At 38.8% G+C, this 20863-nt stretch carries 23 protein-coding genes and 2 pseudogenes; 11 read left to right on the top strand and 14 right to left on the bottom strand.

Features of this window, described 5'->3' with window-relative positions; genetic code table 11:
* Positions 1 to 179: 179 nt before the first annotated feature.
* On the bottom strand, positions 180 to 848 hold the full coding sequence (locus CD001_RS23770) for a YhcN/YlaJ family sporulation lipoprotein (protein ID WP_096190055.1): 669 nt from the start codon (positions 846 to 848) through the stop codon (positions 180 to 182).
* A 136-nt stretch (positions 849 to 984) separates the two neighbouring features.
* On the opposite strand from CD001_RS23770, the gene CD001_RS23765 reads away from it, so the two are divergent.
* Positions 985 to 1275, top strand: a complete 291-nt coding sequence (locus CD001_RS23765; protein ID WP_096190054.1) for a YutD family protein — start codon at positions 985 to 987, stop codon at positions 1273 to 1275.
* 96 nt (positions 1276 to 1371) lie between these two features.
* Here the strand turns inward: CD001_RS23765 and CD001_RS23760 are convergent, their stop codons facing one another.
* The 3 genes from CD001_RS23760 to glpX all read right to left on the bottom strand — a co-directional run bounded on the left by CD001_RS23760 (position 1372) and on the right by glpX (position 2997).
* The gene (locus CD001_RS23760) at positions 1372 to 1659 is read right to left on the bottom strand and encodes a hypothetical protein (RefSeq protein WP_096190053.1); all 288 of its coding nucleotides are present in this window, start codon (positions 1657 to 1659) and stop codon (positions 1372 to 1374) included.
* Positions 1660 to 1734: 75 nt separating this feature from the next.
* On the bottom strand, positions 1735 to 2004 hold the full coding sequence (locus CD001_RS23755; protein ID WP_096190052.1) for a DUF3055 domain-containing protein: 270 nt from the start codon (positions 2002 to 2004) through the stop codon (positions 1735 to 1737).
* A gap of 15 nt (positions 2005 to 2019) precedes the next feature.
* Positions 2020 to 2997, bottom strand: coding sequence for a class II fructose-bisphosphatase (gene glpX / locus CD001_RS23750; RefSeq protein WP_096190744.1), 978 nt, complete (start codon positions 2995 to 2997; stop codon positions 2020 to 2022).
* Positions 2998 to 3629: 632 nt separating this feature from the next.
* On the opposite strand from glpX, the gene CD001_RS23745 reads away from it, so the two are divergent.
* Positions 3630 to 4076, top strand: coding sequence for a DUF86 domain-containing protein (locus CD001_RS23745; RefSeq protein ID WP_096190051.1), 447 nt, complete (start codon positions 3630 to 3632; stop codon positions 4074 to 4076).
* A 532-nt stretch (positions 4077 to 4608) separates the two neighbouring features.
* Positions 4609 to 5379 (top strand): TIGR01457 family HAD-type hydrolase, encoded by a 771-nt coding sequence (locus CD001_RS23740; RefSeq protein WP_096190050.1) that lies wholly within the window; start codon positions 4609 to 4611, stop codon positions 5377 to 5379.
* A gap of 119 nt (positions 5380 to 5498) precedes the next feature.
* On the opposite strand, the gene CD001_RS23735 is transcribed toward CD001_RS23740, so the two are convergent.
* Positions 5499 to 5990, bottom strand: coding sequence for a phosphatidylglycerophosphatase A family protein (locus CD001_RS23735; protein ID WP_096190049.1), 492 nt, complete (start codon positions 5988 to 5990; stop codon positions 5499 to 5501).
* 174 nt (positions 5991 to 6164) lie between these two features.
* On the opposite strand from CD001_RS23735, the gene yutH reads away from it, so the two are divergent.
* Together yutH and CD001_RS23725 are read left to right on the top strand one after the other, a co-directional pair.
* Positions 6165 to 7238: a spore coat putative kinase YutH gene (gene yutH / locus CD001_RS23730; RefSeq protein WP_179298880.1), complete on the top strand. Its 1074-nt coding sequence runs from the start codon at positions 6165 to 6167 to the stop codon at positions 7236 to 7238.
* 117 nt (positions 7239 to 7355) lie between these two features.
* A complete protein-coding gene (locus CD001_RS23725) occupies positions 7356 to 8333 on the top strand; it encodes a 2-hydroxyacid dehydrogenase (RefSeq protein ID WP_096190047.1) in 978 nt (325 codons plus the stop codon).
* Positions 8334 to 8401: 68 nt separating this feature from the next.
* Here CD001_RS23725 and CD001_RS23720 read toward each other — a convergent pair.
* From CD001_RS23720 to CD001_RS23690, 6 genes and pseudogenes are all read right to left on the bottom strand, one after another.
* Positions 8402 to 8752 (bottom strand): annotated as a pseudogene (locus CD001_RS23720) (transposase); the annotation flags it as partial.
* Between the two features lie 186 nt (positions 8753 to 8938).
* A complete protein-coding gene (locus CD001_RS27425) occupies positions 8939 to 9097 on the bottom strand; it encodes an IS3 family transposase (RefSeq protein ID WP_096190046.1) in 159 nt (52 codons plus the stop codon).
* Positions 9078 to 9803: an IS3 family transposase gene (locus tag CD001_RS23710; protein ID WP_257010009.1), complete on the bottom strand. Its 726-nt coding sequence runs from the start codon at positions 9801 to 9803 to the stop codon at positions 9078 to 9080. Before CD001_RS23710 ends, CD001_RS27425 begins: the two co-directional genes overlap by 20 nt.
* An 11-nt stretch (positions 9804 to 9814) precedes the next feature.
* Positions 9815 to 10111 (bottom strand): transposase, encoded by a 297-nt coding sequence (locus CD001_RS23705; protein ID WP_096190044.1) that lies wholly within the window; start codon positions 10109 to 10111, stop codon positions 9815 to 9817.
* A gap of 64 nt (positions 10112 to 10175) precedes the next feature.
* A pseudogene (locus CD001_RS23700) lies at positions 10176 to 11479 on the bottom strand (IS1182 family transposase); the annotation flags it as partial.
* Between the two features lie 356 nt (positions 11480 to 11835).
* Positions 11836 to 12072, bottom strand: a complete 237-nt coding sequence (locus tag CD001_RS23690) for a NifU family protein (protein ID WP_096190042.1) — start codon at positions 12070 to 12072, stop codon at positions 11836 to 11838.
* A 176-nt stretch (positions 12073 to 12248) separates the two neighbouring features.
* Here CD001_RS23690 and CD001_RS23685 point away from each other — a divergent pair, with 176 nt between their 5' ends.
* On the top strand, positions 12249 to 12557 hold the full coding sequence (locus CD001_RS23685) for a YuzD family protein (protein WP_096190041.1): 309 nt from the start codon (positions 12249 to 12251) through the stop codon (positions 12555 to 12557).
* Positions 12558 to 12716: 159 nt separating this feature from the next.
* Here the strand turns inward: CD001_RS23685 and CD001_RS23680 are convergent, their stop codons facing one another.
* Positions 12717 to 13787 (bottom strand): NAD(P)/FAD-dependent oxidoreductase, encoded by a 1071-nt coding sequence (locus CD001_RS23680; RefSeq protein ID WP_096190040.1) that lies wholly within the window; start codon positions 13785 to 13787, stop codon positions 12717 to 12719.
* A 320-nt stretch (positions 13788 to 14107) separates the two neighbouring features.
* On the opposite strand from CD001_RS23680, the gene CD001_RS23675 reads away from it, so the two are divergent.
* The 3 genes from CD001_RS23675 to dapF all read left to right on the top strand — a co-directional run bounded on the left by CD001_RS23675 (position 14108) and on the right by dapF (position 15682).
* Entirely contained in the window at positions 14108 to 14344 is a 237-nt protein-coding gene (locus CD001_RS23675; protein ID WP_096190039.1) for a YuzB family protein, read from the top strand.
* Positions 14345 to 14559: 215 nt separating this feature from the next.
* Positions 14560 to 14799 (top strand): hypothetical protein, encoded by a 240-nt coding sequence (locus CD001_RS23670; protein WP_096190038.1) that lies wholly within the window; start codon positions 14560 to 14562, stop codon positions 14797 to 14799.
* On the top strand, positions 14780 to 15682 hold the full coding sequence (dapF, locus tag CD001_RS23665) for a diaminopimelate epimerase (RefSeq protein WP_407081154.1): 903 nt from the start codon (positions 14780 to 14782) through the stop codon (positions 15680 to 15682). Before CD001_RS23670 ends, dapF begins: the two co-directional genes overlap by 20 nt.
* Positions 15683 to 15724: 42 nt before the next feature.
* Here the strand turns inward: dapF and mqnE are convergent, their stop codons facing one another.
* Complete coding sequence (gene mqnE / locus CD001_RS23660) at positions 15725 to 16819, bottom strand: aminofutalosine synthase MqnE (RefSeq protein WP_096190036.1); 1095 nt, start codon at positions 16817 to 16819, stop codon at positions 15725 to 15727.
* Positions 16820 to 17121: 302 nt separating this feature from the next.
* On the opposite strand from mqnE, the gene CD001_RS23655 reads away from it, so the two are divergent.
* Positions 17122 to 17475 (top strand): HesB/IscA family protein, encoded by a 354-nt coding sequence (locus CD001_RS23655; protein ID WP_179298879.1) that lies wholly within the window; start codon positions 17122 to 17124, stop codon positions 17473 to 17475.
* Positions 17476 to 18041: 566 nt separating this feature from the next.
* On the opposite strand, the gene CD001_RS23645 is transcribed toward CD001_RS23655, so the two are convergent.
* Positions 18042 to 19037 carry an NAD(P)/FAD-dependent oxidoreductase gene (locus CD001_RS23645; protein WP_096190034.1) on the bottom strand — a complete coding sequence of 332 codons (996 nt, stop codon included), beginning with the start codon at positions 19035 to 19037 and terminating at the stop codon, positions 18042 to 18044.
* Between the two features lie 462 nt (positions 19038 to 19499).
* Here CD001_RS23645 and CD001_RS23640 point away from each other — a divergent pair, with 462 nt between their 5' ends.
* Entirely contained in the window at positions 19500 to 20711 is a 1212-nt protein-coding gene (locus tag CD001_RS23640) for an NAD(P)/FAD-dependent oxidoreductase (protein ID WP_096190033.1), read from the top strand.
* The last annotated feature ends 152 nt before the right edge of the window (positions 20712 to 20863 follow it).

Below are 20863 nucleotides of genomic sequence, written 5' to 3'. Positions count from 1 at the left end.
AATATCATAATTAAAGTTTTCAATTCTTATATTGTTGTCCAGCATCAACATGAACATTTACATCATATGCTTCTCAAAGGACATTGCTGTTCTTTTGACGAATAGGAGGGGGAGTCCAGGAGACTCTTTCTCATCCTCACGCTCATAAAACAGACAGAACTCTTTACGATTGTTCATCGTTATTGCCTTGCACGGCGATTAGTATCTTCTTGTCCTTCTTGATCCATTCTGCTGTCTTCGTGGTCAAAATCATCGATTTCCAATGGTTCGCCTTGTGGGTACGTTTTCATTCGTTCAATAGTTTGCTCTAATGAATCTTGATAATGTTGTTCTTTCGGAGACAACCCTTGGAAGCGTTCAATTTCCTCAGCCATATTCGGATCGTCACTTACGTAAATATCGTAATAAGCGGGTACGAGTGAAAGTGCTGTTTGTTTCATTTGTTCAGCAACTTCTTCTCGACTTTCATCACCACTTTTTTCATAAGTCATTAAAACGTGTTGATCAGTTACTAAAACGGCGCAATCATCAACAGAGTCATTCGTTGTTGCCATTTTACTTATGCTTTCAGCAAGTAGTGGGCGATCATATGTTGCATAACCAGGTGCACTTTGTCCAGCATATGCGGTTTCTTTATTATTTCGGTTAAAACCAAAGCGATTATACTGTTCTGCATTACCTCTAATATTTCGATTGATCACAAAGTGTCGTTCTGGTTGCTGATACCCACGGAATAAATCTACTTGCTGTCCTTCAAGGTCACTTCCTTCATTCATTCCGCCACAGCCAGTCATCACAAAAGACAAACACATTCCGGTAAGAATCATAGATGGTAATTGTTTTCTCATCTGTATCACCTCCTATGAATAGCTTGACCGTTTTTTTTGTATATAGTGAGGTAATTTGTGGCTGTTTTAATCGTACAGCATTGAAATTTTTCGTGAAATAAGGCAATATAAAGAGAGTGAAGAGAGGTGGCTGTAAATGATTCGCATTCAAGGAAATACGTTTGAACTCGTTGAAGACGTAAGAGACGGATGGGTTGAAGAGGAATTTAAAAACCGATACAGTGATGTCTTAAATAAATATGATTATATTGTTGGTGATTGGGGATATGAACAATTGCGTTTGAAAGGCTTTTTCGATGATAAGCATAGAAAATCAAGCTTTGATGCAAAGATCAGTTCGCTCCCGGAATATTTATATGAATACTGCAATTTTGGTTGTGCTTATTTTGTAGTGCGCAAAGTGAAAGAAGACAAGAAGTCTTCATAAGTATATGAATCCTAAGCATAAAATCAATGCTGAGGTTTTAAAATACCTATAAATATCCAAAAATATCCAGGTGCCTGGCACCTGGATATTTTTGGTTTAGGATTTTCGGTATGGGTGCTGGTAGTCTGTTCGTTTATCATCGTGAGTCAGATGTGCCCCAGGGTCTTTTCGTTCGAGTCCTTGGTGCAATTCCTTATTTTCATATGCGAATGCGCTTGCTGTACGTTGGCCTTCTGTCCATGGAGTCGTTTTTTCAAACGTTTCTTCAATAGGAGAGCCATAAGCACCTTCAGGTGTTTGTTCAGCGATAAGTTCTTTCCGGTTTTTTTCGACAGTTATAAAGTCAGAATATTGGTCTTTTTGACGGCCGTGCTTATTGTTCATAAAGAAACCTCCTTACCATGTAGTATGGAAAGGAGGTAGGTACATTATTCTAGCCTTGATTTTCCTGAAAAAAGCTTATAAAATGACTTCGTATAAAAACTCACGCATTTCTTTGCCATCTTCTTCATCAATATCAAAAGTCCGTTCTAAGTAACCAGGTGCATCAAGGTCATCTTCACCAATAATGGCAAATCGGTTAGATTGCATATCCATGACTAGCTTTTTTCCGTAATAACGAGTTGTTGTTGTAATAGCTAAGTCAAACCTTTGACTCTCTCCCATAAAACTAACGAACCTCGTCTTCGTCTCTTCTATCTCATCGTAAAGAAAAAAACGTTCGCTCATAAATTGTATTCCTCCTCAATTATCTTCAGGCATGGAAAGATGCGGCTTTTGATTTAAACGGTGATGAGCTTTAATGTAACGAACTGTCCCTGTTTTTGCACGCATGACGATTGAATCTGTTTCGACAAGGTCACCACCTAAAAAGCGGACTCCTTCTAACAATTCACCTGTTGAGACGCCGGTTGCTGCAAAAATGGCATCATCACTTTTGACAAGATCATTTAAATGTAGCACTTGACTGACGTCTTCAATACCCATTTTTTTACACCGGTCGTGTTCTTCATTATTCATTGGAACGAGACGAGCTTGCATATCTCCGCCTAGCGCTTTAATGGCAGCAGCTGAAATGACCCCTTCTGGAGCACCACCTGTCCCGACAAACAAGTCAATTCCGGTACGTGGCATTGCAGTGGCGATTGAAGCACCTACATCGCCATCACCGAATAATTTTACACGCGCTCCTTTATCTCTAATACGGTTGACAAGTTCTTCATGGCGTTCGCGTTCTTGAATAATGACTGTTACGTCACGAACGCGCTTGTTCGTCATCTTGGCAACGATGTCAATTGTTTTCTCGATAGGATCATCTAAACGAACAAGTCCAGCTGCTTCAGGACCGACGACAAGCTTTTCCATATACATATCTGGTGCGTGAAGCAGTGTACCACGATCGGCAACAGCGATAACTGCCATAGCGTTTGGGTGTCCTTTTGCCACAATACTCGTACCTTCAAGCGGATCAACTGCAATATCAACCTCTGGACCATTTCCGGATCCTAGTTCTTCTCCGATGTATAACATAGGGGCTTCGTCTAATTCACCTTCCCCAATGACGACTGTTCCTTTCATATTAACAGAATCAAACATTTCGCGCATGGCGTTAGTAGCAGCATCATCTGCTTCATTTTTTAAACCTCGGCCCATCCATTGTGAAGATGCTAGTGATGCAGCTTCGGTAACCCGTACAATTTCTAACGCTAATTCCCTTTCCACAATCATTCCCCCAATTTCTCGTTGAATCTTTTCTTTAATTGATAAGAAGATAAAATTACAACCACTCGAACGCTGTCTAACCCCATAAAGCATTTACATCACAAGCTTCCGCACGGATGTGATAACTTCAACTTCGAACGTTCCCCCAGGATGGGGGATGTTATCCGAAGGTCTTATCTAACGAATTGTCTAGCCGGACAGTACGTCCTAATTCTGGGTATGCCACAGGACGTGGCATTTCAGCCAGTTGACGGAAAACTCCAGAGCAATTCTATTAGAGGAAGGGACAGACGCCAACGGCTCTAGATCGCTTCGTCCTGCCACTTGAAGTTTAAGTTTGGACTTTTTCATGTCAGGACTCTAGCGCTTTTCTTATTACTATGCTTATCGTTTAGCCGATTCATCATCTTTATCGTAAATATTGACTTTTTAGTAAGAAAGGTCGATGATAATGACAAAGAAGATTTATCGAATTATGACATAGCATTTATAAGGTCGAACAATTCTTCATCATAATAACAAAAATTCCATACGAAATAAATTGAAATCGCCAATTTGCCATTAGATTCCTTGAGAAATCGACTAATGTGTTATACTAATTGTGTTTATTTGAATGAAAAGAGGGGATTTGTATGTATTTTGTTGACAGAAAATTAATAGAAGAGCGCTTACAATATATGGAGCAATTGATTGAAACTTTTTCAAAAGAAAAGTCATTGGAGAGCAAGGATCAGCAATTCATGTTAGAAAGAATTGCTCATATGACGATTGAAGTGATGATCGATGTAGGGAATCAAATGATTGATGGGTTTATTATGAGAGATCCGGGCAGCTATGATGATGTCGTTGACATTTTATTAGATGAAAAGGTGATTTCAAAAGACGATGCGAACTCGATAAAGCAGTTAATTCCTTGGAGAAAAGCTTTACTTCAACAATATACGAAGGTTGATCATAATAGGTTATATCAAGCTTTTCATAAAGAGAGTGTTACCCTCCTTAATTTCCCGGGGAAAGTTCGAATATATTTAGAAAATGAATTAGGGCCGGTTTCAGCCTTTTTGCCTCAAAAAGATTAGAGCAGTATGTACACTAGTTAGAGAGTGCATTCACGATTATAAAAATGAAAGCGTACATATTGAAACGTCACTCCTCTGAGTGGCGATTCTTTTTCGGTAGATAAGCAAGTATATAATTTCAATCTTTCGATCATTGTCTTGTCTAGTTTCAGCGAAGAGCGTTTATATCACGCACTTCTACATGGATGTAGTGATTTCGGCGTTCCCGCAGGACGTAGGGGTTTTAGTCGAAGGGGAACTAGAGAGTTGCCTCGACGGAAAGAACGTCCTAATTCCGGGTAGGGCGTAGTACGTGGCGCTTTGTCCGACCAGTGTTCTTCGTCGATAACTGAGGGTGCTTGCGCTTTTATTACTTGCATCGTTGTATGAATTGATTTAGGCAAATATGGGAGATGGCAGTGAAGCCGTCGCTAAATCGGTGCAGTCGAGCTTGCCAACCGTTTCGAGTTGTGAATTCTAATTTATCGGCAAATCTTGATTATTACTTAACTGTTATCTGATTAAATTTATATACATATTAGGAGAGGTTTTAATGAAGCAATATAAAGGATATTTAGTTGACTTAGACGGAACGATGTACAGAGGTACAGAAAAGATTGAAGCGGCATCACATTTCATAAAACGATTAAAGGAAGCGAGCATTCCATATTTATTTGTCACAAATAACTCTTCAAAAACACCTGAACAAGTTTCTGATAAGTTAAATTCTATGGACATTCCAGCTGCACCTAAAGATATTATTACGTCAAGTATAGCAGCAGCAAATTACTTGCATGAACAAAAGCCTGGAGCAAATGTATATATGATAGGTGAGAAAGGATTAAGAAGTGCCCTTTTGAATAAAGGTTTTACGTTGACAGAAGAGGAAAATAAAGTGAATGCTGTCGTGATGGGCATTGACCACGAGATTACATACAAAAAGTTAAGTAAAGCTTGTTTGTCAGTGAGAGCAGGTGCAGCATTTTTATCAACGAATAGTGATGTAGCGATCCCAACAGAAAGAGGGTTACTGCCAGGTAATGGCTCTTTAACTTCTGTTGTCTCCGTGTCAACAGGGGTAAAACCTACGTTTATAGGAAAGCCAGAATCAATAATCGTTAATCAAGCACTTGAGATGTTAGGTACGTCATTGGAGGACTCCGTCATGGTCGGTGACAATTATCAAACAGATATTATGGCTGGTATTAACGCTGGTATGGATACAATCATTGTTCATACTGGAGTCACTTCTAAAGAGCAATTAGATGAACTAGAGGTTCAACCAACCTGGTCGATTCATTCATTGGACGAATGGCAAGTGTAGAAGTAAAGAAGTATATGTATAGATCCAAAAATTCCCAGGTGCCTGGCACCTGGGAATTTTTAGTGGTAATTTTTTTTTGAGTTTGATGTAGGTTAGGTTTTCTCTTATAACGGGTGCTGTTATTCAAGGTTTTTTACACTATGAGCGAGACGGCTCGACGCTGCGGCAGCTATAGCTCCTACGATGTCATCTAAGAAAGTGTGGCATCCTTGGCTTTTATCGTTCAATTTTTTTAATACCCCTGGTTTTTGCTTATCAATGTAACCATAGTTCGTAAATCCGATTGAACCGTACACATTCACGATCGATAAGGCAATAATCTCATCTACACCATATAACCCTTCATCGCGCTCAATGATACCTTGGAGCGGCTTTTCTAATTTGCCTTCTTCGGCAAGTCTATCTAACTGTATCCCAGTAATGATGGCATTTTGCACTTCTCGTTTAGACAATACACGGTCAATATTTTCCTTACATGTTTCTATTGAAAGATCTTCAACATAATTAGATTGTAAATAGTATACAAGCTCTGCGATGTCATCAATTGTAACACCTCTTTCTTGTAACCATTTCCTAGCTGTTAATTCAACTTCATCATAGTGTTCTTTCATCTCATCACCCTAAGTCCTTTTCCAAAAGTATATGCGGTCACGTTCTCATTGTTGTTTAAACAGTGTTACTTGATTATTTTTTACATGATGCAGCCGTTTATACGAATAAATGAACAGATTGGGCGGATATAACATACACTGTTTTAAGAGTTGCACGTATTGGAGGGACCAAGTGTGTTAGACAGACAACTATTTGACCACTTTCGAATTTATTTAGACGATGTCTTATACGTTGGAGATGATCTTGTCGTTTTAGCAAATGGTGATGAGTATTTAGTTCGAACGATTGATGAGCGAAATATGAATCAATTAGATGAACAAATCAATATGGCTAATTGGCTTCGATATTATGGAGAAAGAGGATTAGCTCAATACGTAAAGCCAGAAGGGGACCGAAAAGCTATTTCACATGATGGAGGAGAAGCCGTTTTATTCTCGATTGAAAAGCCTCATTTCCAAGATATAAATACGTTTAACGTCGATAAAATTGGAACAAGATTAGCAAAGTTTCATGAAAAAGGGATGACCTATTCACCGCAATATACGAAAAATACTGAGATGACTTTCGGCATAAGTGCTTGGAAATTAAAGTGGGAGCGAAGGTTGGATCAGCTAGAGAAATGGTATGTGCGAATGAGGCAGGAAAGAATGAAAACAGATTTAGATGAACAGTTTTTAATAAGCTTTCCTTATTATCTTGGTTTATGTGAGAATGCAATTCAAATGACTGCAGATTTATTAATAGATGAACCCGTTTTATCAGCAGGCGGAAACACAATCTGCCACCACCGTTTTAGAGAAAATACATGGCTTACGGTACATGAGCATGAGCTTTCTTCATTAAAAGTACCGACAGATTTTTTATATGATCATTATACACGTGATATTACAGAGTATGTCCGAAGCTATTGGATGAATGAGGAAGAGAGCAACCAGCTGCATATCATTAATGAATTTTTGAACGATTATGAAGCATATCATCCGCTTTCACTCTTTGATCAAAAATTACTTCTTGCAAGATGCATGTTCCCGACACATTATTTCGAACAAATAGAAGCATATTATCAAACTGTGTATAGTGAAGAGCGTGCAAGCATGAGACAGAACTGTATGAACTTATTTGACCGCTCTGCTGATTATGAAAAACTGTTTTTATATTTAACAACTCGTTATCCGCATCTTCAGAAGACGAACCATTGTCCTCTATGGTTTCAAACACCTTCGATCAAGCACAGCTCCTACGTATAATACAGCTGTGCTTTCGTTTTTAAGTCTGTAAATGGCCAAGCCCTCCGAAAAAATTGCTCATCTTTGACTGAAAGGTTTATAATGGTCGTGATATGAGAGGTAGAAGGGGAGACGTTTATGGAAAAACCATATGTTTATGTAACGAGACGAGTACCAGAAGAAGCACTTATACCATTGCGAGAGTATGCTGAGGTTAACGTTTGGCCGAAAGAGGAAGAACCTGTACCTCTTCAGGTTTTGTTAGAAGAGGCGAAAAAAGCAGATGGATTATTTACGATGTTGTCTGACCAAATTGACGCAGAACTGATCGAGCAAGCACCAAAATTAAAAGTTGTGGCCAATTTAGCTGTCGGCTTTGATAATATTGATGTTGAAGCAGCTTCTAAACACGGTATTGCCGTTTGCAATACACCAGACGTTTTAACAGACACGACTGCAGATTTAACATTCGCACTACTTATGGCGACCGGACGGCGGATTGTGGAATCAGCGGAATATATTAAGGATGGCAAATGGAAAAACTGGGGACCTTTATTATTAGCCGGAACTGATATTCATCATAAGACGATTGGGATTGTCGGAATGGGAAGAATAGGTTCTGCTGTAGCAAAAAGGGCGTCAGGATTTGATATGAACATTTTATACTATAACCGTTCAAGAAAAGAAGATGTTGAAAAAGCTCTTGATGCAACTTATACTCCATTTGATGAGCTCATTGAAATGTCCGATTACATCGTTTGTCTTGCGCCGCTGACTGATGAAACAAAAAATATGTTTACGGAAAACGTTTTTAAGCGTATGAAACCATCTGCGATTTTTATAAATGCTTCACGTGGAGGCGTAGTCGACGAAGAAGCCCTGACAAAAGCTTTAGCTGAAAAAGAGATTGCTGGTGCTGGATTAGATGTATTTAAAGAAGAACCGATCGGAGCTGATCACCCACTTCTTCAATTTCGTAATGTTGTCGCTTTGCCGCATATCGGAAGTGCGAGTGTTGAAACAAGATATGACATGGCTAAGCTTGCAAGCAGGAATATCGTAAATGTTTTACGGGGGGAACGACCGGAAGCGCTCCTAAATGAGGAGATTTTTTAGTGAACATTGGATTGTACTTAAAGTAAGCATATATGTCATATAAAAAACGGGGCTGGGACAAAACAGTCTCAAATTAAGTAAAAAACGGTGTCAATTATCGCTTTTCGATAGTTGGCACCGTTTTGTTGACCTAAAATAGGTTGATGAGACTGTCGGGCGGTGTACTTTCTCAAGTTCACCGCCATAAGTGCAAATCCTAATTCATTTTTTACCTTCTTCTTGCCTCTCACCGACGTTCGGGTGAAATGCAAATTAGCCTTCAGAAACCCGAAGACTGGCTCGACATCGATTTTACGTTTCCCGTAAATCTCGCCTGTTTTCTGTTCCGAAAGCACTTCACGAATATAAGCTTTTTGGTTCTCCCATTTTTCATTGTAATAAACCTTTCGGTTATTTCCCTCTTTGGCCTTTGTACATTGTGGACCTATGTCAAAAAAGTAGACACCTCATAACAGAATATTGGATACTCGTTTGAAGTACAGACCCTTCTTCACTTTTTAAAAGCTTAGATAATGTCGCGAATGCGTCAAGCCTAAACCGCTTGACCCTTTCGCTCTATTATCTGGTTGGTGGTTACGTGAAGAAGGACCTTTCTTGGCCTGTTTTTAAGCACTGATCTCTTGTCGATAAAAATGTTGAAAATAATAAGTTGGGGATACATACCCAAGACTACTGTGAATTCGTTTGCGGTTATAGAAGAACTCGATATAACGATATACTTCGGTGTAGGCTTTCTTCTTCGTCTTAAATCGTTGACCTTGCATTAATTCTTTTTTTTAGAAGGCTGAAGAACGATTCGGCACAAGCGTTATCATAACAGTTTCCAGTACGGCTCATACTCGCTTCCATACCGAAATCCTCTAGCTGTTGTCGGTACGCATGTGAAGCATATTGCGTACCACGATCCGAGTGATGAAGGAGCCCCTTTTCTGGCTTTCTTGCATGGTAAGCATCCTTTAAGGCATCAAGAACTAACTCGTTAGACATGTGGTTATCAAGTCGCCACCCCACAATTTCCCGTGTACATAGGTCTAAGATGGTTGCTAAATATTGACGTCCTTCTCGGCAGGGGATATATGTGATATCTGACACCCACACTTTGTTAGGAGCTGACACGGTAAACTGTTGATCCAATGTATTAGGAGCGATGGGATGGTTATGGTTCGAATCGGTAGTACGGACACGAAACTTCTTGACCACACAAGAGTGAACCCCTAAATCATTCATGTAGATCCCAACTGTGCGATCACTAATTTTATACCCCTCTTGAAGTAATAGTTCGGTAATTTTAGGAGCACCATATCGTTTCTCGGAATCATGATAATGGTAGAGGATACGTTCTTTCACCGCTTTTTCCCGCTGCTCTTGCGGACTAGGAGTGTGATTTCTCCACTTATGAAAACCGCTTCGCGACACGCCTAACACCTTGCACATCTTCGTCACAGAAAACTCGGCGCGATGGTTTTCTATAAATTCAAACCTTAATTGTTTGGATTGCTGAAGATGTGCACGGCCTTTTTTAAAATCGCCAACTGTTCCTGTGCGTCTGATGCTTCACGCTCTTTTTCTCGAAGACGCTGTTCCAATTCTTTTATGCGATCTACGCTTGCCACTGGCTCATTCTCAAATTCTCGGTATTGGGCTATCCACTCATATAGAGTACTTGTGGGAATTTTCAATTCTTCTGCAATGTCTGTCACTGTCTTCTTTTGTTCCTGAACAAATCGAACTGTCTGACGCTTAAATTCTTCATTATACCTTTGCCGTTGTTCACCCATGTGAACCCCTCCTTGTTAGATGTATTATCTCTTTTCTGTTAGAGGGTGTCCACTTTTTATTCTAACTGCATTGTGCCCGCAAGGGACACTCGGAACAGTCTTCACATTCATAAACCTTAAACGTGCGTTGAAACCCTGCTTTATCTGTCTTATTCGAAGTATACCGGAAATTTACTCTCTTACCATTTGGACAGATAAATGTTTCACCCTCCTGATCAAAATGCCAATTGGCTACGTTAAAAGCATTGTTTCTATACGCTTTTTTCTTCTCTTTTCGATACATGCTGTAGGTGATGAGTGGCATCCGTTGGCGGTTGTTTAACACATCATCATAATTCTGTTCGCTGCCATAACCGGCATCCGCAACGATAAATGATGGCAACGAAAAGAAACCTTTTTCAATTGTATTCAAAAAAGGGATCAACGTCAGCGTATCAGTTGGATTTGGAAATATGTCATAAGCGAGCGTATATTGTCCTTCGGTTGCAATTTGAAGATTATATCCGGCTTTCAGTTGACCATTCTTCATGTAGTCATCTTTCATCCGCATAAACGTGGCATCATGGTCTGTCTTGGAATAGCTGTTTCGATCTCCCAGGGTCGCAAGATCCTGCTTGTATTTTTGTTTACGCGCGGCAAAATCCTTGAACTTTTTACGCTACTGTTTAGGTGCTTTCCGTTCTGAGCGAAGTTGTTTTCGTTTCTGTGTGTCTTGAGTCGTTTCAATCCGGTTATCGTACCCTTCAATGGTTTCATCCAACTTCTGAACGACCTCTTCGAGCGCCTTGTTAGACAGTTCTTTTTGGCTATCCCGTTCTATTGCAGGAATGATCTCATGTTCTAGAAGTTCCTCATAGAGTTGATTGGATTTCTCAACTAAACGGGTGCTGTACCTTTCAACGGATTTACGCCAGACAAACGTAAACTCATTTGCATTTGCCTCAATCTTTGTGCCATCGATGAGATCGATTCATCTTCAATCACCTTTTCTTTAACCAGCTGACAACGGAATTGAACGAAACACTGACGTAGTAATTCTTGGACTTCATGGTGTACCCTAAAACGGTTGATCGTACGGTAGCTTGGGTCATACCCTTGCGCCAGCCACATCATCCGAACACTGTCTTTCAAAAGCTCCTCAATTTTTCTCCCAGAGAAGACAGATTGTGTATAGGCGCAAAGGATGATCTTCATCATCATTCTGGGATGATAGGCCGGACAGCCCGTTGTACGTAAAAATCCACTGACTGCCTCATCGGGGATGGCTTCTACCATATCATTCACGGCAAAAGCGATATCATTTTCCTGAAGTTTATAGGCTAAATCCATCGGCAAAATGATCTGATTCATGTTATAATCTTTATACATAAGGATACCTCCGATTCTGTTTTTGTGTGGATACTTTAACTTTATCAGAAGGTATCCTTTTTGTGTATACGTATAAACTAGACGGACTTATCCAAGTTGCGGGTCAAAATCACGAGACGCCTGCGGGAAAAGCAAGAGCTTTCTCTTGTGCGACGAGTAACCGCAGGAGCAGAAGATCCATCGGGGCGATTTTACCCCGATTAGCTGAAGCCGTGCCCGCGGCAAGCGAGTGTTTTTTGAAACAATCAACCCAAAATATAATATGAATAACTGAAAAAGAAGAAATGGCACTCACCGACGGTGAGTGCCACTCTTATTAACTGGGTTTTGTCCCAGCCTCGTTTATTAATTGAAAGTTAGAATACTTGTTCTAATTCTGTTACACCTGGAACTTCTTCAAGAAGTGCGCGTTCAATACCCGCTTTTAGTGTAATTGTTGAACTTGGGCAAGAACCACAAGCACCCATTAAACGTACTTTAACGACTCCTTCATCGATTCCTACTAGCTCAACATCCCCGCCATCACGTAGGAGGAATGGGCGTAATTTATCAAGTACTTCTTGCACTTGATCTTCCATAGTTGCATTTGTCATCGCACAACACTCCTTTCTTTATCTCTATTATAATATCCATAATAAAAAAAATCCATGAACTGAGCTTATTTATTTTATGATTGTATCCATTTTAATGTGTTTTTTCATGTCTGGGACGCTATAATAGCGGTATGTTAAAATAAAGAAGACAATTGTGAAAAGGGGAGATACCTCATATGGAACCAATTCATATTACCGTTTACGGAGCAGAAATAAAATGTGCAAGTTGTGTAAACTTACCAAGTGCGAAGGAAACGATGGAATGGTTAGAAGCTGCTTTAAATCGGAAATATTCGGATAAAAATATCGTTATGAACTATTGTGATATTTATACTCCTGCGACTGCAGAAGAAAAACAATATGCTGAAAAAATATTAGATGATGAATATTTTTACCCGCTCGTTGTTCTTAATGGAGAAGTGGTGGCAGAAGGGAATCCAAAGTTAAAAGTCATTTATCAAAAAATTGAACAATTATCATCATAAATATGAAAGGGCTTCCCTCATGCCGGTATTTGTTATCCTGATAATAGGAAGCCCTTTTTGATGCAAAAATATATGCTCTCGTTCTTATCTTAAAGGTTAAGCTACTCTTGCAACGGAAGCAAGTTGTAACCTAAGATACGAAAAGAGCTTGTTGTTTCATTACGACCCAGAATGATATTTATACATCCATAAGACACCAGACTTTAATACACGTGGAACTCGACCAGTTAATGGTTTTTCTCCCATTAATCCAAATCCGTGTTTTTTTCCTAATGAACCTAAAACACCTTTTAATTTAATTTTCGGCATTTCATCTGGGAACTCTTCGCCAGCCCACTTTTTCTCTAAAAGCATCGCAATTTGTTCCGCTTGGGCTTCAGCTAGCTGGGCGCTCGGTGCATGGTCTAACTTTGCACAGTCGCCGACAACAAATACATTGTCATACCCTGGTGCTTGGTGATGTTTCGTTACAACAACTCGCCCCATACCATCTTTTTCGACGTCTAATGAACGGACGAGGTGGTTTGCTTGTATCCCTGCTGTCCAAATAATCGCATCAGCAGAAACGGGTTCATCATGGTTATACAATATATGTTCTTCAACTTTGGTAATATTGGCTTCACTGACAATTTCTACACCATTATCAACGAGCCAGTTTGTCACGTAGTTGTACAGCTTGGGAGGGAACATGGAAAGGATATTTTTCCCTCGATCAAATAGCATTACTTTAAGATCGGGTCTGCTTTCACGAAGTTCACTCGCGAGTTCGACTCCACTTAGGCCGCCGCCAACGATTGCGACAGTGCCATTTGCTTTTACACTTTGTAGTGCTTCATACGTCTTTCGTGCTTTACGCATACTTTGAATACTTAACGTATGTTCCGGTGCTCCAGGTACGTTGTGATAGCGGTCTTCACAACCGAGACCGATAACGAGGTCATCGTAGGAAAGGTCTTCACCATCAGCAAGTTTTACTAGGTTTTCTTCTAAAACAATTTCGGAAACGGTTTCAAATTTCAATTCAAGACGGACATCGTTAGGAAATGACATTCTTAGATGTTTATCGGCAACCGTACCAGCAGCTAATGCATAAAATTCTGTTTTTAAGCTATGGTAAGGTTCTTTTTCAATCAAAGTAATGCTCGTATCATGCATTCCGCTTGATGAAAGCAGTTTTTGAATGACACGTAGTCCTCCATATCCGCCACCTAAGATGAGTAAATTTCGCACATGATCAGCCTCCTCTTCCTGTGCGACTCATAGTGCCCAGGTGGAAACAGATGTTATCTTCCATATCCACATTGGTAACAATAATAACGTCGGTTAATCAATTTAAATTTTATCAGTTATTTGTCGAAATAACAACATTTTTAAGAATCTTTTATTTTTCTTAAATATGCTTCATATAAAGCATTGTGACCATATTTTTGGTCGTCAGAAATACCAATTTATAGAAAATATGCGTGCTGCAGCGATTAGTTCAGTTGACAAAATGAAAAGCAGGCGTTAGGATGTTTGAGATGATCGTTTGGCACAGGAGTGAATGAAACATGAAACCAATTATTGAGTTTTGTGTTAGCAATTTAGCAAGCGGTACACAACAAGTAAAAGAGGAGCTTGAAAAAGATCCGAACCTGGATGTTATTGAATATGGTTGCTTAAGCTTTTGTGGACAATGTGCGATGACAAAGTTTGCCCTCGTAAACGGGGAAATGGTTAGCGGGGAGACAAACGAAGAATTGCTAACAAATATATATCAATTTTTAGAAGAGAATCCTATGTTTTAATTCGACTGCCGGAAACGATCCGGCAGTTTTTTATTTTCACTCCATATCATTTTAATTAATTCTAATTAATACTAATTAATACTAATTAATACTAATTAATTCCAAGTGCCAGGCACCTGGGGGAATATGGGAATTATTAGCCTTCATTTTCATCACTATTATGTGGTACATATGATAGAATAAATAAAATGAAATTCGATTTAGGTGGCGATGAGATGAAACCAATTCCTTTTGATCACACTTGGCCGTATGACTTGCAAATGGGAGAAGTATATTTATCACAATGTCCATATTGTGGTGAGTCAAATGTTTTAACGCATATGAGCAAGGAATCATTGTTACTTGCTAAAGATAAGGTGAAACAACGATTAAATCTTCCATGCTGTTTAAAAACGATGACGATATTAGAAGCAGATGACGATTATTTTTGGACAAATGAAAAGCTTAGAAGATAACGAAAGGAAGACCAGTATGAAATTTACGAAAATGCACGGATTAGGAAATCAATATATTTTTGTTAATACATTTGAAGAATCATTACAAGAAGATGAACTCGAATCATTAGCGATTGAAGTATCGAATATTCATACTGGAATCGGTTCTGACGGATTAATCCTAATAAGCCCTTCTGAAAAAGCAGATGTTCATATGCGAGTTTTTAACAAGGATGGTTCAGAAGCGAAAAATTGTGGAAATGGACTTCGGTGTGTAGCTAAATATGCCTATGAACATAAAATAGTCAATAATAAAACAATGAGCATTGAAACGTTAGGTGGAAATGTAACGGCGACGGTTAAAACAGACAAATCAGATGAGGCAGTAAAGGAAATTACGATTGATATGGGGAACCCGTCTTTTGATCCTACAAAGATTCCTTTAACAGGGGCAGTCAATAAACCAGTTGTGCGAGAGACGATTAAAGCTGAACAGCAAGAATATTTGATGACTGCTGTTTCAATGGGAAATCCGCACGCTGTTTTCTTTGTACCTGAAATTAATGAAGCCCCATTGATGAGTTTAGGTCCATTAATTGAAAAACATGAGCGATTCCCTGAAGGCGTCAATGTGGAATTTGTTGAGGTTGTCTCTTCAAATGAGATTATTTTCCGTGTATGGGAAAGAGGCTCTGGAGTGACAGAGGCATGTGGCACTGGAGCATGTGCAGCTGTTGTCGCATCCGTATTAAATGAATACAGTTCAAAAGGGGAAGAGGTCGTTGTTCACTTAGCCGGAGGAGATTTAACAATTATGTGGGCAGATGATGGGCGAGTATGGATGACAGGTCCAGCAGAGACGATTTGCACAGGCACTTATATGAAAAAAGCTGAACGACGATAACAGAATAAAAAGGACTGTCCATTGCGGACAGTCCTTTTAAAATTAATAAGTTTTTACTACGTTATAGAATGTATCTCTTTCAACTGGAACTTTATTTGCTCCTTTAATTAAATGAATTAATTCTTCTCGAGTTAATCCTTGAGAAGTTAGAGCCCCTGCTGAATGAGAAATTCTTTCTTCAATTAATGTACCATGAATATCTGAGCTTCCGAATGTTAGCGCCATTTGTGTCAGTTGTGGACCGATGTTAATCCAATAAGCTTTAATGTGATCGAAATTATCTAACATTAAACGGCTGATTGCAATTGTACGAAGATCATCATAAGCTGAAGTACGGCGTTTTAATCCAGCATTTACGCTTTTTGGCTGCATTGCAAGTGGAATAAATACCATGTATCCATTTGTACGATCTTGCAGCTCACGAAGGCGGTCCATATGAATAAGACGTTCTTCTTTTTTCTCTATAGAACCGTACAACATTGTTGCATGTGTTTTTAGTCCAAGGTTATGAGCAATTTCATGTGCTTCAAGCCATTCGTCAGTTGAAGCTTTTTCAGGACTCATCTTTGCCCGATAGCGCTCAGTTAATATTTCTGCACCACCGCCAGGTAACGTATCAAGCCCTGCTTTAATGAGTTCTTCAATTACCTCTTTCATTGATAAACCTGATAAGCGAGCGAAAAATTCAATTTCTGCCCCAGTATATGCTTTAACAGTACATTGAGGATAATGTTTCTTTAAAGTACGAATCGTATCTAAATAGTAGTCGAATGGAACTTCTGTGTTATGCCCGCCTACAATATGAAATTCACGAATGTTATCGTTCCAGCGCTCTTCTACATATTTTAATAAGTCTTCTTCATTCATTGTATAAGCGCCTTCTTCACCAGGCTTTCGTTTAAACCCGCAAAATGCACAGCTAGCTTCGCATACATTTGTAGGATTTATGTACATGTTTTGAATAAAATACACGTTATTTCCGTTTATTTTTTCATTCACTTGATTTGCTAGCTGGGCTACTGTCAATAAATCCGGAGTATCATAAAGTTTTAACCCGTCCTCAATTGTTAATCTTTCCCCATTCAATACTTTATCTTTTATATCCTGGAGACTTGGATCAAGTAAAATTGTACTCATAGTTTCTCCTCCCGAATGTTTAAATTCAACCTATGATGTTTAAATAAATTCTATGTGCGACAAAATTTCGTTTTACAAAATAAACTCATTACTTATCTTACCATCATTTTTACGAAAGTGACAAACAGAAGATATAGGTAAAATATATTATCATATAATATCCAGTGTCACTTCGGGATGGATGAATGGTAGCGGGATACGTATTGTGATCATAAAATATAGTTGAAACAGTTTCCTTGATGGTTCATGTAGAAAACGATATACTAACATTAACATCCAATCGAACAGAAGGGGTGAAGATGATGATTAAAATTAGTGAATCAGCCGTTTCACAAGTTAAGAAAATGATGGAAGATCAGGAGCAAAAAGATGCCTATTTAAGAGTAGGGGTTAAAGGTGGAGGTTGTACAGGTCTTTCATATGGAATGGGCTTTGATACTGAAGTGACAGATAAAGATAAAACGTTTGAACTTGAAGGCTTAAAGGTTGTCGTTGATGAAGAGAGTGCTCCAATGCTTGAAGGAGTAGAAATTGATTATAAACAAAATATGATGGGTGGAGGTTTTACACTAGACAATCCAAATGCGATTGCTTCTTGTGGTTGCGGTGCTTCATTCCGTACAGCAACAAATGCGGGAACTCCAGAAGACTGTTAATCCATCAATAGAGAAACAAAAGCTAATATTTAGCATAGTATAAATATGTTAAATGTTAGCTTTTTTTTAAGGTTAAGAAAGTATAAAATTTCAATCTCTTGGTTGCTGTCTAGACTAGCAGGCACGAGCGTTTACATCACGAGCTTCCACACGGACGTGGTGACTTCGGCGTTCCCGCAGGACGCGGGGGTTTTAGCCGAAGATCTTATCTTACGAGTTGTCTCGATGGACAGGACGTCCTAATGCCGGGTATGCCACTGGACGTGGCGTTTTTTCCGACCAGTTTTCTTCGTCGATAACCAAAGGCGCTTGCGCTTTTCTTTTGTCAGGCTTTGTTAAAGTATTTTTCACAAAAAAGAATAAGACCCCATCAATAAAGGGGTCTTTCATGAAAAGGTGCACATATTAGAGGGTGTTCAAAAAGTCTGGGAAAAACTTTCGTATCTCTACGTTGACTCGTTTCTCCGTTACTCGTGTATTACGCTCCGCGATTCAAAACTTCGTCACCTTGATCTACTTGCTCTTTTTGTCCTCCTTTTTGAACACGCACTATTAGTAAGAAATGTTTAAAACATGTGTGAACTGTGTCCAGGGAATACTTTTGCCTTTGGATCAATGAGCGCTTTAGCATTGTTAACAGCGATCGGAGCTTCTCCAAATCCGCAAGCGATAAGTTTTACCTTCCCATCGTATGTTGTAACGTCCCCTGCAGCATAAATTCCTTTAATGTTTGTTTCCATCTTTGTATTGACAACAATCGAATTTTTCTCGATTTCTAGGCCCCATTCCTTTATTGGACCTAAGGCAGAAACAAAACCGTAATTTACGATGACAGCATCGACTTCAATTGTTTGAATGTTGTCGCCATCTTTTTCCTTTATATCGACAGCGGTAATTTTTTCACCGTCGCCGTGAAGTTTATGAACAACATAAGGTGTACGAATCTTAATTTTTTCTGAAGAATGTAATTGCTCTACACTATGTTCATGGGCACGGAACTTATTTCTTCTATGGACTATCATAATATCTTCTGCAATATCTTCTAACATTAACGTCCAGTCTACCGCAGAATCACCACCGCCGGCTAATAGAACACGATCCCCAGCAAATTTATTTAAATCGCTGACGAAATAATGTAAGTTCTTTCCTTCGTATTGCTCAGCACCTTCAATTTGTAATTTTCTTGGCTGGAAAGCGCCTACTCCAGCAGTTATCACAACTGCCTTAGAATAGTGAGTTTCTTTATTTGTCTTAATCGTAAATATATCATCGTCACCTTTTTCAACATTTTCAACAGTTTGCTCCAATGAAATTGTAGGGGAGAACTGGTCAGCTTGTTCAACTAAATTGTCAATTAGTTCTTGGGCTCTGACCTTAGGGAAACCAGCAATATCATAAATATACTTCTCAGGATATAATGCGGATAATTGTCCACCTAATTGTGGCATTGCCTCAATGATTTTTACTTTTGCTTGCCGCATCCCGCCATAGAAAGCGGTGAAAAGTCCAGTTGGTCCTCCTCCAATAATTGTAATATCATATACTTCTCTTTCTGTAGACAAACCTGACACCTCCACACTTTATTTAAAACAACAATCATAACTCTATTTTATTATAATCATAAAATTAGTATGAAGAAAAGAGCTTGTGAATAATTAATCAAACAAATCTAAAAATTCCCAAAAAATCCCCTGTGTAATTGTTATATTTAAAAGTGAGTGAAGGATATAGGTGGAATTTACTACTATTTATGAAGAAAGTTCAAGAAATCGTCAAAAAGGAGTTGAAAAAAAGAAGATGAAGGAATATGATAGTATAGGGTAAATAAGTTATTCTCCGTAGTAATGGTTAATATTTGCTTTTTTACATTTTGTCATTATTATTATTAATTATTTTCATTGTGCAATAGTACGTGAATTATATCACAAACTTTTGAGTTTTTCATGGAAAAAAACACATGCGTGTTAAAGTTGGCCATTGGGGAAAATGGAGAATAAGTAAAGAAATTAAATGGAGTGAGAACCATGATTAAAAAGCCAAGAATTGTTATTTTAGGAGCAGGCTACGGGGGAATGATGACTGCTACTCGTTTACAAAAAGCGAATGCTCATCAGGATGCTGAGATTACTTTAGTCAATAAGCATAATTACCATTACCAAACGACATGGTTACATGAACCAGCAGCCGGTACATTACATCACGACAAAACAAGAATGCGTATTGAAAGCGTTCTTGATACGAACAAGATTAATTTCATAAAAGATTCTGTTGAAGAAATTAAAACAGAAGAAAAGAAAGTTATTTTAGGGGATCGTGAACTTGAGTATGACTATTTAGTTGTAGGTCTAGGTTCTGAACCAGAAACATTTGGGATTCCTGGTGTTACAGAGCATGCTTTTGCGATTCGCAGTGTGAACTCTGTCCGATTAATTCGCGAGCATATTGAATATAAGTTCGCAAGCTACAACAATGAAGATGAAAAGCATGATGAATATTTAACATTTGTCGTGGCAGGTGCAGGGTTTACCGGAATTGAATTTATTGGAGAGCTTTCCGAGCGAATTCCTGAGCTTTGCCAAGAGTATGATATTGACCGTGAAAAAGTGAAAGTTTATTCCGTTGAAGCAGCACCAACAGCTTTACCTGGCTTCGATGAAGAGTTAGTTGAGTATGCGATGAACTTATTAGAAAGCCGTGGAGTCGAATTTAGAATTAATACGCCGATTAAAGAAGTGAATGAAAATGGTGTTCTTTTAGATGACGGTGAGGAAATAAAAGCAGGAACTGTCGTTTGGACGACAGGTGTACGTGGAAACTCTGTCGTTGAAGAATCAGGTTTTGAAACGATGCGCGGTCGAATTAAAGTTGAGAAAGATCTTCGTGCTCCTGGATTTAATGATGTATTTATCATTGGTGACTGTGCACTTATTATTAACGAAGAGATTAACCGTCCATATCCTCCAACTGCACAAATCGCGATTCAGCAAGCATATACATGTGCGAACAACCTTCGTTCTCTAATTGCTGGTAAAGAGGATGCTTTAGAAGAATTTAAACCAGAAATTAAAGGGACAGTTGCGTCATTAGGTGGTAAAGAAGCGATCGGTGTTGTCGGATCAAGAAAGTTATACGGATCATCGGCATCAGCAATGAAGAAAATAATCGATAATAGATACCTTTACTTACTAGGCGGCATGCCATTAGTGCTAAAAAAAGGAAAACTCAACCTCTTTTAAAACCAATACAATACATTCTAAAAACTTCCAGGTGCCTGGCACCTGGAAGTTTTTTTCAGATTACAATAAATTTGTGAAAGAGTACTTACATTAGAGATATTTAGAGCATGTAGTCGATGATTGCGCTTACATGGGTGTTAGTGACAATTTTT

This window comes from Evansella halocellulosilytica (assembly GCF_002335745.1).
GTDB lineage: Bacteria > Bacillota > Bacilli > Bacillales > Salisediminibacteriaceae > Bacillus_CA > Bacillus_CA halocellulosilytica.
This window is presented reverse-complemented; position numbering and strand designations above follow the sequence as displayed.